The following is a 14,980-nucleotide window of genomic DNA, read 5'->3' as shown; positions in this document are numbered from 1 at the left end:
GTCCCAGACGACCTGGCCGTCCTCCTCGAAGAACACCACCCGGTGCCACGGGATCTCCCCGCCCGGCACGAAGTCGCCGAGCAGGACGCGCTTCGGCGGGGCCCCGCGCTCGGCGATCCCCATCACGAACCGCTCGGGGTCGAAGCGCGGGTCCCAGAGCACCCGGTGGTAGATCTCGTCGCTGGTGTGCACATCAGCACCTGCCCTCGATACCAGGGTGACGCGCGCCCGGTCGGCCCTGCAATTCAGCGCCCGGGCCCGTCCACTCGCTGCGCGGCCTCTCACGCCGGACACCAAAAACCAAGTAACCCGCGAGTAGGAATGTTGGTGCCCGCCGTTTGCCGACATTGATTCCCTACACGGGTTGCCGGCGGCTGCCGACCTGCGGAAACTCTCTGGCCGACCAAGTGTCGACAACCCTTGTTTCCCGGTACGGGCCCCTCGGCAAGTCCTACCGTTGCAGAACGTGAGCACTTCTCGTCTTTGCGATCACGCCTGGGACACCTTACCTTGCGAAAGCCGGACACGAGACGCCCTGCCCCTGCCATCTGCGAAGCAGCAGGAAGGATCTCCCTCCGGCCAGTGGGCTGGGGTAAGGATTACGGGTTCAAGGCCGTGCCCCTGTGCATAGACTCGCGGGCAGTCGATCTTTGAAGGGCACAATGAGCGTGGTACATGTGCTGGATGGCAAGGCGTTCATGAACAAGGATTTCGAGGCAGTGACACTCCCTGCTCCATGGCGGATGTACAGCGACTGTGAAAGCTTCATCCACGCCGATCCTGAGGTCCAGGCCTTCCGCACCGCTGCGCCCGTCCGAGGTCGCGGAGACTACGAGCTCGGCGTCAGCTGCATGAAGCGGGAAGACGCCCCCGAGGTAGGCTTCGAGCAGTTCATTGCCAACCATCTGCGTGAGTCACTGCACTGGTACGGCAGAGCGGAGCCCAAGGACGCTCCGAAGCAGTTCCACTTCCGCGAACGGCATCACGCGCAACGACTGGCGGCCATGCCGACGGCGGAGCAGGCGGCTTCCTACGCCAAGTCACTTCCCTACTACCGTGCGCCAGTCGAAGTGCTGTGGCATTTCTCGAACTTCGGCGATCTGCGGTGGGGCAGAGCGGAGAAGTCAGTTCAGCTTCCGGACCGCCCCGCCTCAAAAGCGGACGGTGCCGACGCCCTGGCAGTGGACGGCTCGATGCTGCTTCCCACAATCTATGCCGATGTCGAACCTGACTTGATGCATCAGGACATCGACGCCATCCGTGAAGACCAGCTGAAATGGCTGAACCATCTGCCACAGATGCGTCGTGGCAGCTTGCTGCGCCACGCCGCAGCGGAGGTGATCGACAAAGAACTTCAGCCGCTGTCCGCGTTGTGCCGCAAGCACGGCACCTTCGGTGAAGCCGTCCTACCAGGAGCATTCGACCCCATCACAGGCCTCTTCCTCAAAGCGTACGACGGCAACTTTCAAGAGGCGCTCATCGAGACCGAGATACACTTCTACTCCATCTCACTGGCCACTTCCTGACTGGGACATCAGCCCAGAAGTAATGCACGGCGGGGGAGTGGCCGGATTCGAACCGGCGTCCTCCCCTCTTGCCAAGAGGGCGCGTCTACCTCTGCGCTACAGCTCTCCCGCCGTGGTATGCACACCCTATGCGTTCTCGCCAGGACCCGCGTAGCGGGTTTCCGAGCGTGCCGTTCGCAGCCGTCCGGCGCAGGGCAGTGGCCGCATCGGGCACGACCGCAGGGTGCCCGCCCGGCCCTGCGCCCCGGTCGGCCTTGTGGAGCCGGCCGGGTGACGGGGGTCAGCCGGGGACAGCTGTGCCTCCCGGGCCATCCTGCGCGCACCGTCCGGCGAGCTCGCCATGACGTCCGCAGGCCACGACCGATCAGCTGCCGCGACTTCGAGCTGGGCGTACCAGCCGGCGCCATGGATCGCTCCGGCCGGTTCCAGCTTGAGCAGGTGGTGGTCCATCGACTCGTGCGCCGCGGCCGGCCCCGCGGCATCGCCAAGGGAGGCGCTGGCTGAGCGCATGGGCGCGGCCGGTGACCCTTGGGCCGCGCCCGCCCGCCGAGTTCCCGCGCCCTCGGCCGTCACCCCCGCGCCCCCCGCTCCCGCTGCTGCGCCGCCGGTGCGGGAAGCCGCCGATCCGTGGGCTGCGACCGCGAGCACGGACGCGAAGCGCGCCTGGGGCCCCTGGCCGAGGGCCTGGACGTCCGTCGAGACCTCGACCTCGGCGACCGGGCCCGCGCGCTGGAGCAGCTGAAGGTGCAGCCGGCCGCGCACTCGCAGATGGTGTCGCTGGTCATGGGCATCCTGCCGGAGCGGGAAGCGGGCCTCCTGGTCTGCTTGTGCGAGTGACCCCCTGCCCGTCGTGGACATCGCCAACGAAATCCTCGCCCTCTGGGACCGGCCGCAGATCATCCAGACCGTCCTCGAAGGAGACCTCGATCCCGTGGCATAGCGGCGAGGCAGTCAGCACCACAAGAGACGCATCCGATGGGGCGCGCCTCCACCGGTGGTGGTAGCGGGGTCCGCAGGGGGGGAGGGCGATGCTGAGCTCCGTCGAGGTTGTCCTGTCAGTGGTCTTCGCCATCATGGGGACATGCCCAACCCGAACCTGACCGCCGACCACATCTGGCGGCTCCACCACGGCGACCAAGAGATCGCCCGGATGGCCGTGACCGGCACCGATTGGCCCTGGACTCACGCCGAGGTCGAGGCGCTTCCCGGCTTCGACGAGTTCCGTCCCCTCTTCACCGAGCAACAGCGGGCCGTTGACGAGGAGGACTGGGAGCGGGCCGACGCCTGCCACGATCGGATACGCAGTGCGCTCACGATGACGTTTCCCGACGGCGGCCCGGTCGCTGAGTTCATGCTGTACATCCACGATGACGGCACCGCCGGCTGGCGCTGGCACGACGAGCCCTTCGACACGGTGGACCAGTGAGGCAGTGGGTTCGCTGCTTCTGGGACGAGGAAGCCATCTGGTTCTATTTCGAGCTGGACACCGAGGGGTACGTGACCCGGCAGGTCGAGTTGGGGGAGCCCGGGGGCAGGGCGTTGGCAGCTGCCTCGCTGGCCGAGTGGCAAGAGGCCGAAAGTGAGGGGCGGTCGGCCGAATGCGTGAGTGTCTACGGTCTGACTGCGGAACCGCCCATCTCCGAGTGGGAGGGCCACGATCCGCAGCCGTTGTCGGCCAGTGAGTTCGAGATCGTTTGGTCCGCCGCCCGCCGGGAGCTTCAGGATCGTCGGGGGCGACGGTCTTCCTGAACGCGGCGACCACTGCGGCCTCCTGGCGCGGCACACCCCACGCTGGCGGAATGGCCGACGGGCCAATCCTCGACCATGATCAACCTATATCGAACAGGGGGGCTTGTGGCAAGGCCCCCGTTGTGCAGCAGAATCGCCAACTCAACGCGAGAAATTGCAAGTAGTGGGGGAAGAAGAGATGCGCGTGCTGTTGTCCACGTACGGGTCGCGCGGGGACGTCCAGCCTCTGACGGCGTTCGCGGTGCAACTGCGGGAAAAGGGCGCGGACGTGCGGGTGTGTGCGCCGCCGGACGAGGAGTTCACGGAGCAGCTGGCCGCAGTCGGCGTGCCGATGGTGCCGGTGAGTGATTCGGTGCGCGAGCTGGTGACCGGGGCGCCGCCGACGGCGTCGGGCTTCGGGCAGCGCGTGGCCGCGCTGGTCTCCGCGTACTACGACACGATCGTGGCGGAGGCGGAGGCCGGGAGCGTGGTGGTGGCGACCGGACTGTTCCCGAGCACCGCCGGCGTGCGGCTGGCAGCCGAGAAGCTGGGCCTCGAGTACGTGTATCTGGGCCTCCAGCCGACCGTCCTGCCGTCCGCGCACCGTCCGCCGTTCGAGTACCCGAGCCACCCGTACCCGGCAGAGGTGACCGACAACCGGGAGCTGTGGGACCTCAACATCGCGACCATGAACGCGCTGTTCGGCGGAGCGGTCAACACCCATCGGGCGTCGATCGGCCTTGCCCCACTGGACAACGTTCGCGACTACGTCATCTCCGACCGCCCGTGGCTGGCGACCGACCAGATCCTCGACCCGTGGCAGCCGGCCGACCTCGACGTCGTGCAGACCGGTGCCTGGATCCTGCCGGACGAACGCCCCCTCCAGACCGATCTGGAGGCGTTCCTGGCTGCCGGCGCACCCCCTGTGTACGTGGGCTTCGGCAGCATGAATCTGCGTGGCGCGGGGGATGTCGCCCAGGTCGCCGTCGACGCGGTCCGCGCGCAGGGACGGCGGATGGTTCTCGCCCGCGGCTGGGCCGACCTCGCCCCGACCGACGACCAGGGCGACTGCTTCGTCGTCGGCGAGGCCAACCATCAGGCGCTCTTCCGCCGGGTGGCTGCCGTGGTCCACCACGGCGGCGCGGGCACCACGACGACAGCTGCTCGGGCCGGTGCACCCCAGGTGGTGGTCCCGCAAATGGTGGACCAGCCGTACTGGGCGCAGCGCGTGGCCGAACTGGGCATCGGCGCGGCACTCGACGGCCCGGACCCGACCGTCGAGTCCCTCTCGGCCGCGCTGAAGACGGCCCTGACTTCCGAGGTTCGCGCCCGGGCGACGGCCGTGGCCGCGACGGTGCGCACCGATGGGGCGGAGGTGGCCGCAAAGCTGCTGCTCGACGGGGCCGGCCGGGCGAGGTCGTCCAGCGCCTCGTGACCCACGGCGCGCCCCATCGAACGCACGCGTCTGTTCATGCGCGCGACCGGTAGGCAGGCGATGTGCTGCAGACAGCGGCCAACTCCGGGTCCAGCGGGCGCTGAGGACCGCCTGTCCTTGCATCCCTGCCGGTCGCCGCAGTGCCGGCCGTCGCCACAGTCGGCGCCGCGGCGCGCTCGACACACTCGCCCAGGAGGCGTACTGGGTGGACGGTATGCGGGCCGGCCGGCGGAGGCCAGGACAACCGGTCCTGCACCGGCGCCCTGGACCGGCCCTGTCGGGCAGGCCCATCCGGCCCCCGACGACCCCCGGAGCCGTTGCCGCGCGGAGCCTTCCCCTGACCCGGGCCCGCGGGGCACGCGGACCCTCCCACCATCCCCCACCAGAGGAAACGACACGATGTCTCACTCGTCCTTCGAGCTCCGCTCGGCAGTCCCCACCGACGCCGACGAGATCACCCGTCTGTTCCTCGCCTCGCGCGCGGCGGCGATGCCCTACCTGCCGCGCATTCACAGTGACGAGGACACCCTCGCCTGGATCACCCACGTGGTGCTCCCCGACAGCCGGGTATGGGTCGCAGCCGACTGCGCCACGCAGGCGATCCTCGGCTTCGCGGCCCTGGAGGGCGACATGCTCGAACACCTCTACCTGCTGCCCGACGCGCGGCGTCGTGGCATCGGGGCCCGCCTGCTGGCCGAGGTACGCGAAGCCGCCCCGGACGGCCTCTCGCTGAACGTCTTCCAGCGCAACGAGGACGCGATCGCCTTCTACGTGCACCACGGCTTCGAGCTCGTCGAGACCAACGACGGCAGCCGCAACGAGGAGAACGAGCCCGACGCGACCTACCGCTGGAACCCGTCCGGTTGAGACGCCGCTTCTCTTGCTGGGTGCCTTCCGAATCAGCGCTCGAATGGTCGCAGCCGGCCTGATCGGCACCACCGTCGAAAGTACGGCGCCGTGGGGGACGCCCACGAGACGCGCATCGGCCACAGGCGCCTGTCCAGGGCTCAGGCGGCCACACGCCAGGCGTCGACGAGTGAGCGTACGGAGGGGAACCGGCGCTCCGGAGTCGCGGCCGTTGCCTTCTGGATGACGGCCAGCTGACCAGCGGTGCCGCGCCACTCCTTCTCCTCGTCGCCGGCGTCAAGGAGAAGGCGGAGGGCCCGGCCCAGGGTGAACACGGTTGTTCGGATGTCGATGACCGAACCCCGCACGAACTCCTCCGGAGCCATGTAGCGGGAAGAGCCCGGCAGCCGGCCTGTCTCCAGGATGAACGGACCGGGCCGGTACTCATCGAGGTCGCACAGCACCATCCGATGCTCTTCGAAGTCATAGAGCATGCAGCCGTCGTACAGATCTGCGGCGACGAAGCCGGCCCGCTCGACGGCGACATGGGCCTCCAGGAGGGAGTTCAGGGCCGTGTGAACCCGGGAAGCGGGGAGCTGTCGGAACCTCGCCATGGGGCTGCCGGGAGTGGCCCTTCCTCCCTGGCGGGCCCGAGTCGGGTGGTAGAGGACTTCTCCGGGCATCCAGGGGTACACGAGTGCCAGACCGTCGTCCGTCCTGAAGAAGTGCGACAGGGGCACGATGGCCGGGTGTGCGACGGCCTGGTGCACCGAGATCGCCCGGCGCAAGGACGAGACGCCGTCGGCTGTTGAGGCTCCCTTGACGAACCAGCGCTGCCCCGCGGCCATCAGCCCGTATGAGATGCAGCCGGAGTCCTGATCGGTGAACGTGCGGAAGATGCTGCCCGTTCGTGCGAGGTAGGGCTCGAGTGCAGGTACGCGGTTGACGTTGAGGATCGGGTGTGTCGTCATGTCCGCGATGGTGTCACTGTGGGTCTGGCCCCGCAGGAAACGGCCTAGTCGATGGGGCGGAGCACTCGCTCCGAGCGGAGCAGCGGTTGAGCCAGCAGCGCGAAGACCGCGGTGCAGCCGGCGACAAGGGCCGCGCCGGCCGCCTGCGAGGGCTGCGCTGAGGCCTGTACCCAGAAGTAGAGGCGGTACTGGGCCTCGCCCGGGAGGGCCGTCAGGTTGGCGATCCACGCGTGCGGGACGAAGGGGCCGATCGGAAGGAGCAGCAGGGGAGCGGTCACGAGCCACGGACCGGCGCCCAGCGCCAGGGTGCCGATGGAACTGCGGAGGAGCGCCGCGGCACACCACCCGACCGAGAGGTACAGCGCCTGCACCAGCAGGGCGCCACCCATGGCGGTGAACGCCTCGCTCCAGGCGGCCGATCCGGCGTCGAGCACGACGCTCGCGGACCCCGAATCGAAGGCGTTCGGCGGCAGTTCCGGAGTCGGTCGGAGTACGGCCATCCCTCGCACGACGATCCAGAGGGTGAGGCCGCTCACCACCTGCACCACGGCGAGGAACCCGAGTGCGGCGCAGAGCCTGTGGCCGTACAGGACGTGCGTGCGGTGTTCGTACAGGCGGAGCGCACCCCAGGTGCCGCTCTCGATGAACTGGGCCACTCCGATCGTCACGATCACCGTGGTGAGGAGGAGGCCGCCCAAGGTGGCCGACTGCCACGCCGCGGCCCGCAGCGCGGACGCGGGTTCGACGAGGGCCGCCACTGTCGGGTGCTGGTAGCCGAACGCCGCACCGCCCCACCACCATCGGGCGCCTGCGGCTGACGTGGCCACGACCATCAGGGCGCCGGTCACGTACACCGGCGGAACCCAGAGGGCGCGGAGCTCGCCCCTCCAGGCGACGCTCGGCCGGTACCGTGCACGCTCTCCCGCGGTGCCCCGGCTCACACCAGGTCCTTCGTCCGGGAGCGGCGCTGAAGGAAGACCCAGAGCAGGGCGATGCCCAGCAGCGTCGGTAGTGCCCGCAGGGCGGCGGGCACCGTCGAGGGGGCGGTGGACACCCAGAAGTGGTCCCAAACGCCGTCGACTCCGCCGAACCCGACAAGGTCGGACAGTGCTCCGCCGGGCAACCAGGCACCGACGACCGGCGCGCCGGCGGTCTGCACCACGAGCGCCAGGAGCAGGAAGCCCGCGAGGGAACTGCGCAGAGGCAGGCGGAGGAGTGCCGCGAGGACCACGGCGGTGGCGGCGGCAGCCGCCAGAACCGTGGCGCCCGCGAACACGACGGTGGCCGTTTCGGCCAGGACCTCACCGAGCGCACCGGGACTCGGCAGCGGGAACGCCGAGCGGGTGTGGAGCATGCCGACGGTTGCCGTGACGGCCGACGAAACCACCACCAGGGTGAGCATCCACATCCACACCGCCGCCGCCTTGGCGGACAGCAGGCGGCTGAGGCGGGACTCGTAGAGCAGACGGGGCACGATGCTTCCCCGGCTCCACTCACCCGCGACGAAGAACGCCGCCACGAGGACGACCAGTGCCAAGCCCGGGATGGACGTCGCGAGTTTCATCGTCCAGATCAACGAGGCCACGGGATGCTGCCCGTTGGCCGCCCGGATGCCTTCCTCGGTGAACCTCGCCTCGTACCGCCGCAGGGTCTTCAGCTCGAGGGGCATGCTCTGCAGGCAAAGGGCCTTCTGTGCGGGGCTGTTCAGCTCCGTGTCGCAGCCCTGCCCCACCGTCTCGATGTTGTGGCGCACGTTCTTGAGACTCGCCGACGCGGAGCTCTGACTGCCGAGCGCGCAGTAGAGGGATCCGAGCGCGAAGAGAACGGCGAGCGTGATGCCCAGGGGGTGACGGCACAGCCGACGGTACTCACCAAGGATCAGTGACCTCATCGGGAGCCTCCGCCACGCTGACCGACCAGTCCGAAGAACCAGTTCTCAAAGGCGTCGGGGCCACTGGCGGGGTCATAGCCGAGTTGTTCCAACGTGCCGGCGGCCGCCACGCGACCGTCCGCCACCATGATCACGCGGTGGCAGATGCGCTGGATCTCGTCGAGTTGGTGGCTGGAGACCAGAACGGTGGCTCCACGGGCCGATTCCTCGGCGATGACACGACGGACCATCCGTAGACCCTCCGGGTCGAGGCCGTTCGTGGGTTCGTCGAGGATGAGCAGGTCCGGCCTCTTCAACAGGGCCGCAGCGAGGGCCAGTCGCTGCCTCATGCCCTGCGAGTACGTGCCGACCCGCTTGTCGGCCGCATGCGCGAGACCCACCCGCTCGAGCACCGCTCCCGTACGGCCGCCGTCGGGGCGCCCCGCACTTTCGAGCAGCATGCGCAGGACGGCCCGGCCCGTGAGCCAGCGCGGGAAGGACGGCGCGTCGAGTGCGGCGCCGATGCGGGCGAGTTGCGCGGGGCGCATCGGCAGTGGCTCCCCGAAGAGGCGTATGTCACCGGAGCTCGGCAGCGCGAGCCCGGTCATCACACGCATGAGCGTGGTCTTGCCGGCACCGTTGAGGCCGAGGAGGCCGACGATCTCGCCGGCCTCCAGGGTCAGGCTGATCCCGTCCAGCACGGAGTGCCGCCGGAATCTCTTGGTCACGTCGCGACAGGAAAGGACAGTCATGGATTGCGCTTACTTGTTGTGGGTGACGCGTCCGTCGGGGAACACCCAGCCCGGCGGGACGCGATGGTTCCCGCTTCGGCGGGCCCGGACAGGTCATCGGGGTCGGCGTACCCCCAACTCCGCGAAGCATAACGCTGCGTAAGCATGTCCATGATCACCGGGTGGGCCGGGTTGGCCGGGTTGGCCGGGTCCCGGAGACCGGGAGGCCCGGTCGCCCGGGCCCGCCGGCGTCTCAGTCGGGTGTGCTTCGCCTCGCGGCATCGTCCTGCCGCCATTGCTCGGCCGCCTGGATCATGGTCCGGCCGACGTGCTCGAAGAAGTGGCCGATGTCCTGCATCCGGGTGCCGGCGGGTGTCGTGGCGCCGAGGACCCGGGCGCCGCGAAGGGCGAAGTCGGCCAGCATGGTGTTCTGCCGGGCGCTGGCCATCCAGCCGCGGAACCAGGCGTCGGCGTCGATGACGTACCGGTCGCGCCGTCGGCCGGGGTCGCGCTCACGCCTGATGAGTTCCTGCTGTTCGAGTTCGCCGACGGCCTTGGAGACGGAGGCGGGGCTGACCTGGAGGCGCTGAGCGAGCTCGGTGGCGGTCAGGCTGCCTCCGTCGGTGACGTACAGGCACGTCAGCACTCGGGCGGTCATCCGCGGGAGACCCGTGCCGACCATCATCGCCGTGAACTGTTCCTCCAGTTCGAGGACGGCCTCGGGGTCGCGTCCGTGTGTATCGCTCGCGGTCGGGGAGGCGGCCGGGGCCGGGGGCTGCTTGCGGCGGCGGGCGCGTCCCGTGGTGGCGCGATGGGCCGCGTCGGCCCGATAGGCGGAGGGGCCGCCGTTGCGGGCCACCTCCCGGGTGACGGTGGAGATGGGCCGGTCCAGGCGCCCGGCGATGTCGGTGTAGCTGAGTCCTTCCCTCAACCCCTCGGCGATCTGCTGCCGCTCGTGGTGGGTCAGTCTGCCTCCGGGCATCGGCATTGCCTCCGTGTCGGGTCCGCGCGTCCGGCCAGTATTGCTTTCACAGTCAGTTCATTGCAAATCGGCGGAGGCGGTATTTGCGTTCGCCTTCATTGTCATTGCAAGAGTTTCCCACTGCGACCTGCGTATATGCGAGTTGAGTCGATTCTTTGATTGACGGAAGAGTGAAAGCAATTTAGCTTTTAGTCATTCGCGAACAAGCGATGTGACCCGAGCAGGCCCTCGGCCGAGGGCTGCTCGTCGCCTTGATCGGAGCTCCCCATGACGTCCTTGCTCGCACCCGTGCGCACCTGGCACCGGCCGCTGACGGTCTGCGCCGCCCTCATGTTCGGTCTGGTGCTCGTCTCCGGCGTCGGTACCGTCATCGACGGCCGGACGCTGCTGGACGAGTCGGTGTGGGTCAAGCCGCTCAAGTTCGGCTTCGCCTTCGGCCTCTACGCGGGCACGCTGGCATGGCTGCTGACCAAGCTGACCAGGGGCAGGCGGCTGGGACGATGGCTGGGTACCGTCTTCGCGGTGGCAGCCACCGTGGAGGTGGGCGCCATCACCGCCCAGGCGGCGCGCGGCACCTTCAGCCACTTCAACGCGGACCAGACCGACCCCGTCACGCTGGCCCTGGTCCCCCTCCTCACCTTCGGCGTGATGGTCATCGTCATCGCACAGTTGGTCCTCGCAGTCGTCGTACTGATCCAGCGCACGGGCGGAGCAGCACTGAACCGAGCCATCCGCTGCGGTCTCGCGCTCGCCACCTTCGGCATGGTCGTGCCGGTTTTCTGGATGGTCACCGAGATCCACTCCCGTACGGTGACCGACGCCAACGGGCACTCCGTGCAGATGTACCAGGGCCACGGCATCGGGGACCCCGACGGCCACGGCATGCCCCTCACCAACTGGAGCGTGACCGGCGGCGACTTCCGGGTACCGCACTTCTTCGCTCTGCACGGCATCCAGGTGCTCCTCCTGATCACCGCGGTACTGGCCGCCCTGGCCGCCGAGCGCGTCTGGCTGCGGGACGAGAAGGTACGGGCCCGCCTGGTCGGCAGTGCCGCCCTCGGCTACACGGGGCTGGTCGCTGTGGTGACCTGGCAGGCGTGGCGCGGTCAGTCCCTGATCCATCCGGACACCGCCACGCTCCTCGCCCTCGCCGCGGTGCTGCTGCTCACGGTGGGAACCACCGCACGAGTGATCGTGACCGCCAGGCGCGCCACCGCGAAGCGCACCACGGCCGAGCGCATCACGGCCGACCACGCTCCGGGGCAACCGGCCGAAATTCCTGCGCCTTCCCACCCGGCGCGCTGACGCCGCTTCCCTGATCCGACGAACCGAACGCCTGGAAGGAAGACCAACATGACCAGTCCCTTTTCCACCGGGGCGACCACAGAAGGTACGCCGACGGTCCCCGCAGCGGCCGTCGCGGCCACCCCCGACCGCTCCGCACTGCAGCACGCCCTGGACCGCGCCACCGCCCCGGGCGGCGCTCCCGGCATCGTCGTCGAAGTGCGCGACGGCCACGGCGCGTGGTTCGGCTCGGCAGGAGCCTCCGACACCGGGACCGGGGAGAAACGCCGGCCGTCCGAGCGGTTCCGGATCGGGAGCACGACGAAGGCGTTCACCGCCACGCTCGTCCTGCAGCTGGCAGCCGAGGGCCGGCTGGGCCTCGACGACACGATCGAGCAGTGGCTGCCCGGGATGGTGGCGGGCAACGGCTACGACGGCCGTTCGATCACCATCCGGCAGTTGCTCAACCACACCAGCGGCATCTTCAACTACGGCAACGACGCGGAGTTCTTCACGAAGGGCATCGGCGCGGCGTGGTTCCGGCACCGCTACGACACCTATGCCCCCGGGCAGTTGATCAGGATCGGTCTGGCCACCCCGGCGTCCTTCGCCCCGGGGGAGGCTTTCCTCTACTCCAACACCAACTACTTCCTGGTCGCCCTGATCGTCGAGAAGGTCACGGGCGGGACGTTCGGCGAAGCGCTCACCCAGCGGATCGTCCACCCTCTGGGGCTGACCGGGACCTGGCTGCCCGGCACGGAGCCGACGATCCGAGGGCCGCACCCCCGGCACTACTCCACGCTCTTCGCCTCCGATGCCCGGCCCGAGGTCCACGACGCGACCGAGATGAACCAGTCCTTCGCGTGGGCGGCCGGCGGCATCGTCTCGACCACGGGTGACCTGCAGCGCTTCTTCGGCGCGCTGCTCCAGGGCCACCTGCTGCCGGCCGAACAGCAGCGGGAGATGTTCACCACCGTCGACACCACGGGACCCGTCCCGTGGATCCCGGGCACCCGGTACGGCCTGGGCGTGTTCTCCTGGTCACTGCCGTCCGGTGTCACGGTCTGGGGCAACGCGGGCGCCACGTACGGCTCGTGGACCTGTGGCATGGGCTCCCGTGACGGCAGGCACCTGCTCACCTGCCAGGTCAACGGCGACTGGAGCGGCCTGGGCGTCTTCGACGACATCCTCACCGCCGAGTTCGGCGCAGCGGCCGGAAGCTGAGGCGAGGAGGGCCCGTACGGCGGAGGGCCGTACGGGCCATGGGTCCTTCTCGGGGCAGCCGCCCGGGCTGCTTCTAGAGTGATCCCCATGCCGCACCCCGTACATGCCCTCGCCCACCGGCCGTTGAGGGCCGCGGCCGTCGCAGAGTTCCTCGAGCTGCCGGCCGGCCCGCACGTCCCGGAGGAGTTCGATGCGGTCGACGCGGAGGTGCGGCGGCGGGGATGGCGGTGGGAGCACGACCTGGTCGGCAACTCCTTCGGGACCGGGCACGGGCACGTGGTCTGCTCCGACGGCGTGAGCCCGTTCGGACGCTCGGATGCCCGGAGCTTCCTCGTCTTCGCAGAGCTGTACCCCGTCGACCCGGACGACGAGGACATGGACAACGCATCGTGGCTGTACGGCCTCATCGACGACTGGCAGGCGCAGCCCGGCTGGACCGGTCGCAGGCCGTGCACGGATCAGGACGGCGAGGCCCTACTCGCTCAGGCCGCGCAGGTGGTGACCCAGCACCTGGGGGTACCTCCCGAGCGCACGACTCTGTCCTCCGCCGCGGTGGTCACCGGTCCCGCGCTGACGCACCGTATCTGGCGCACCTCCACCCACACCCTGGTACTTGGACCGGCGGCCGACAACGGCCCCTACGGCCTCCTGACGCATCTACAGCTGTCCTGCACCCCACTCGCCTGCGGCCCCGAGCTGCCCCCGGCGGATGACGAGGACGCGCTCGCCGAATGGATCACCGCACACGTCGACTGGTGAGCGTGCAGGTCAGTGGTTCCGGTTTCCCCGCCGACCGTCAGCCGAGAGGAAGAACCGTGCGCGGCGCTGTCAGAGCCCCGTGTCAGGATCTTCACCAGGTCGGTGACGTCGATGCCCGTCTCCAGTTGTGAGCCTTCGGGCGCACCCGGGGCAGTCCGGTGCCCGGCCCGGGCCACCCACCCGGGGTGGCGCGTCAAGAAGGGGTGTGGATGGACATCGACGGCGAGGTCGCGGAGGCGTGGCGCCCGGCCACACCGCTGTCACGGCTGCGGGAGCTGGCAGCGCAGGCTCCGGGGCCGGCCCGGATCGTGGCGTCCCGGATAGGTCTGCCGGCCGAGCTGGCCGAGGAGGTGGCCGTTCGGGCCGTCGCGGGCGGCCCCGAATGGTTCGGGGTGCTGCGCGCGCTCGCCGCCCACCCGGCCACCTCGGCCGAGCGGCTGGCGGGGCTCGCCGCCCACCCGGAGGAGTCGGTGCGCCGGGTGGCGGCAGTCCACCGCGCGACCCCCAAGGCAGCGCTCAAAGCGCTGGCCCGGGACGGATCGGCAGCGGTGCGCCGGGCCCTGGCCGGACGCGAGAAACTCCCGCGCAAGGCGGCCGCACTGCTCGTCACCGACACCTCCGCCGAAGTCCGGCTGACCCTGGTACGGCGGATCGACGCCCGGCCGGAGCACCTGCGGGCACTCGCCACCGACCCGGACGCGCGGGTCCGCCGGGTGGTGGCCGCACTCGGCCACGCCGGCGACGCGGACCTCACCGACCCGGACCCCGGGGTGCGCCGCACCGCCGTCAACAAGCGCTCAGCAGGAGAGCTCGCGCCGCTGCTCGACGCCCTGGCGCAGGACCCCGACACCCGCGTCCGGGAGCTGATGGGCCGGCAGTACCACAACCGCACGCCGAGCGTGCTGGCCCGGCTCGCGGCCGACCCCGAACCGTGCGTCCGGGCCGCCGCTGCGGCCAATGCGTTCACCCCCGTCCGGCAGCTCACCGAACTCGCCGGCGACCCGAGCCCGGCCGTGCTCGTCGCCATCAGCCAGAACACGACGGCCCCGCCCGAGGCACTCGCCCGGCTGGTCGACACGCTCACGCGCTCGTTCGGTGACAGCGAGAGCATCGCGCACGGGCAGGAGGAGGACGTCCAGCGCCTCGCATATGCGGCACTGGAACACCCCGCCACCCCGCCCGAGTCACTGCGCGCACTGCACGCGCTGGACCTGTGGCCGTACTTCCACCCCGGGAACGCGATGGACCAGCCGAACTGGCCGGCGGACCTACTGGTCGAGTTCGGGCTGACTTACTGTGCGGGCACGGTGTCGGGCAAGGCGGAAATCGAGAGCTTCGCGGCGATCGACGACGCCCGGCACACCGAGCCGCCGGGGGACGTGCTCGCCGCCATGGCCCGCAGCCCGATCTACTACTTGCGCCGCGCCGTCGCCAACCGGCACACCCCACCGGAGGCGCTCGCCGAATTCGTCCGCGATCCCGCCCGCGCCGAGGACACCGGCCTCCTCGACGACATCGCCAAGAACCCGGCGACCCCGGTCGAGATCCTGCTGGCCTGGGCCGAGGCGGGCGTGCGCCAATACGGCATGCTGGAGAATCCCGCCCTGCCCGAGCCCGTGCTCGC

At 69.8% G+C, this 14,980-nt stretch carries 14 protein-coding genes, 1 tRNA gene and 1 pseudogene; 9 read left to right on the top strand and 7 right to left on the bottom strand.

From position 1 onward, the window contains the following. The coding region (locus tag ACWGE1_RS34120) for a DUF504 domain-containing protein (RefSeq protein ID WP_453424336.1) at window positions 1-192 on the bottom strand (192 nt) is incomplete at its 3' end. Window positions 193-677: 485 nt separating this feature from the next. On the opposite strand from ACWGE1_RS34120, the gene ACWGE1_RS34115 reads away from it, so the two are divergent. Further along, window positions 678-1,526, top strand: a complete 849-nt coding sequence (locus ACWGE1_RS34115; protein ID WP_453424335.1) for a hypothetical protein — start codon at window positions 678-680, stop codon at window positions 1,524-1,526. 30 nt (window positions 1,527-1,556) lie between these two features. Here the strand turns inward: ACWGE1_RS34115 and ACWGE1_RS34110 are convergent. Further along, window positions 1,557-1,635 (bottom strand) — tRNA-Ala (locus ACWGE1_RS34110). Window positions 1,636-2,153: 518 nt separating this feature from the next. Here ACWGE1_RS34110 and ACWGE1_RS34105 point away from each other — a divergent pair. From ACWGE1_RS34105 to ACWGE1_RS34090, 4 genes are all read left to right on the top strand, one after another. Continuing rightward, a complete protein-coding gene (locus ACWGE1_RS34105; RefSeq protein WP_453424334.1) occupies window positions 2,154-2,363 on the top strand; it encodes a hypothetical protein in 210 nt (69 codons plus the stop codon). 244 nt (window positions 2,364-2,607) lie between these two features. Beyond that, window positions 2,608-2,952: a hypothetical protein gene (locus ACWGE1_RS34100; RefSeq protein WP_453424333.1), complete on the top strand. Its 345-nt coding sequence runs from the start codon at window positions 2,608-2,610 to the stop codon at window positions 2,950-2,952. A 501-nt stretch (window positions 2,953-3,453) separates the two neighbouring features. Beyond that, window positions 3,454-4,689 (top strand): glycosyltransferase, encoded by a 1,236-nt coding sequence (locus tag ACWGE1_RS34095; protein ID WP_453424332.1) that lies wholly within the window; start codon window positions 3,454-3,456, stop codon window positions 4,687-4,689. Window positions 4,690-5,088: 399 nt separating this feature from the next. Next, window positions 5,089-5,556, top strand: coding sequence for an N-acetyltransferase family protein (locus ACWGE1_RS34090; protein ID WP_453424331.1), 468 nt, complete (start codon window positions 5,089-5,091; stop codon window positions 5,554-5,556). Window positions 5,557-5,696: 140 nt separating this feature from the next. Here the strand turns inward: ACWGE1_RS34090 and ACWGE1_RS34085 are convergent, their stop codons facing one another. From ACWGE1_RS34085 to ACWGE1_RS34065, 5 genes are all read right to left on the bottom strand, one after another. Next, a complete protein-coding gene (locus tag ACWGE1_RS34085) occupies window positions 5,697-6,506 on the bottom strand; it encodes a serine/threonine protein kinase (RefSeq protein ID WP_453424330.1) in 810 nt (269 codons plus the stop codon). 44 nt (window positions 6,507-6,550) lie between these two features. Then, a complete protein-coding gene (locus tag ACWGE1_RS34080) occupies window positions 6,551-7,447 on the bottom strand; it encodes a hypothetical protein (protein ID WP_453424329.1) in 897 nt (298 codons plus the stop codon). After that, the gene (locus ACWGE1_RS34075; protein ID WP_453424328.1) at window positions 7,444-8,397 is read right to left on the bottom strand and encodes a hypothetical protein; all 954 of its coding nucleotides are present in this window, start codon (window positions 8,395-8,397) and stop codon (window positions 7,444-7,446) included. Before ACWGE1_RS34075 ends, ACWGE1_RS34080 begins: the two co-directional genes overlap by 4 nt. Beyond that, window positions 8,394-9,104 (bottom strand): ABC transporter ATP-binding protein, encoded by a 711-nt coding sequence (locus ACWGE1_RS34070; protein WP_453424327.1) that lies wholly within the window; start codon window positions 9,102-9,104, stop codon window positions 8,394-8,396. Before ACWGE1_RS34070 ends, ACWGE1_RS34075 begins: the two co-directional genes overlap by 4 nt. Window positions 9,105-9,360: 256 nt before the next feature. Next, complete coding sequence (locus ACWGE1_RS34065) at window positions 9,361-10,089, bottom strand: MarR family transcriptional regulator (protein WP_453424326.1); 729 nt, start codon at window positions 10,087-10,089, stop codon at window positions 9,361-9,363. A gap of 267 nt (window positions 10,090-10,356) precedes the next feature. Between ACWGE1_RS34065 and ACWGE1_RS34060 the strand changes: the two genes are divergently transcribed. From ACWGE1_RS34060 to ACWGE1_RS34045, 4 genes and pseudogenes are all read left to right on the top strand, one after another. After that, entirely contained in the window at window positions 10,357-11,394 is a 1,038-nt protein-coding gene (locus ACWGE1_RS34060) for a hypothetical protein (protein ID WP_453424325.1), read from the top strand. Between the two features lie 48 nt (window positions 11,395-11,442). Further along, the gene (locus tag ACWGE1_RS34055) at window positions 11,443-12,597 is read left to right on the top strand and encodes a serine hydrolase domain-containing protein (protein ID WP_453424324.1); all 1,155 of its coding nucleotides are present in this window, start codon (window positions 11,443-11,445) and stop codon (window positions 12,595-12,597) included. An 87-nt stretch (window positions 12,598-12,684) separates the two neighbouring features. Continuing rightward, window positions 12,685-13,356, top strand: a complete 672-nt coding sequence (locus ACWGE1_RS34050; RefSeq protein ID WP_453424323.1) for a hypothetical protein — start codon at window positions 12,685-12,687, stop codon at window positions 13,354-13,356. A 209-nt stretch (window positions 13,357-13,565) separates the two neighbouring features. Further along, a pseudogene (locus tag ACWGE1_RS34045) lies at window positions 13,566-14,980 on the top strand (hypothetical protein); the annotation flags it as partial.

This window comes from Streptomyces sp. NPDC054932, from assembly GCF_053610205.1.
Note: the sequence above shows the minus strand (reverse complement) of the source record. Positions and strands in the feature narration are given on the sequence as shown.

Coding starts and splice junctions, on each gene's coding strand:
- ACWGE1_RS34100 (WP_453424333.1), top strand. CDS start 2,608: ATGCCCAACCCGAACCTGACCGCCGACCACATCTGGCGGCTCCACCAC.
- ACWGE1_RS34095 (WP_453424332.1), top strand. CDS start 3,454: ATGCGCGTGCTGTTGTCCACGTACGGGTCGCGCGGGGACGTCCAGCCT.
- ACWGE1_RS34090 (WP_453424331.1), top strand. CDS start 5,089: ATGTCTCACTCGTCCTTCGAGCTCCGCTCGGCAGTCCCCACCGACGCC.
- ACWGE1_RS34085 (WP_453424330.1), bottom strand. CDS start 6,506: ATGACGACACACCCGATCCTCAACGTCAACCGCGTACCTGCACTCGAG.
- ACWGE1_RS34075 (WP_453424328.1), bottom strand. CDS start 8,397: ATGAGGTCACTGATCCTTGGTGAGTACCGTCGGCTGTGCCGTCACCCC.
- ACWGE1_RS34065 (WP_453424326.1), bottom strand. CDS start 10,089: ATGCCCGGAGGCAGACTGACCCACCACGAGCGGCAGCAGATCGCCGAG.
- ACWGE1_RS34060 (WP_453424325.1), top strand. CDS start 10,357: ATGACGTCCTTGCTCGCACCCGTGCGCACCTGGCACCGGCCGCTGACG.
- ACWGE1_RS34055 (WP_453424324.1), top strand. CDS start 11,443: ATGACCAGTCCCTTTTCCACCGGGGCGACCACAGAAGGTACGCCGACG.
- ACWGE1_RS34050 (WP_453424323.1), top strand. CDS start 12,685: ATGCCGCACCCCGTACATGCCCTCGCCCACCGGCCGTTGAGGGCCGCG.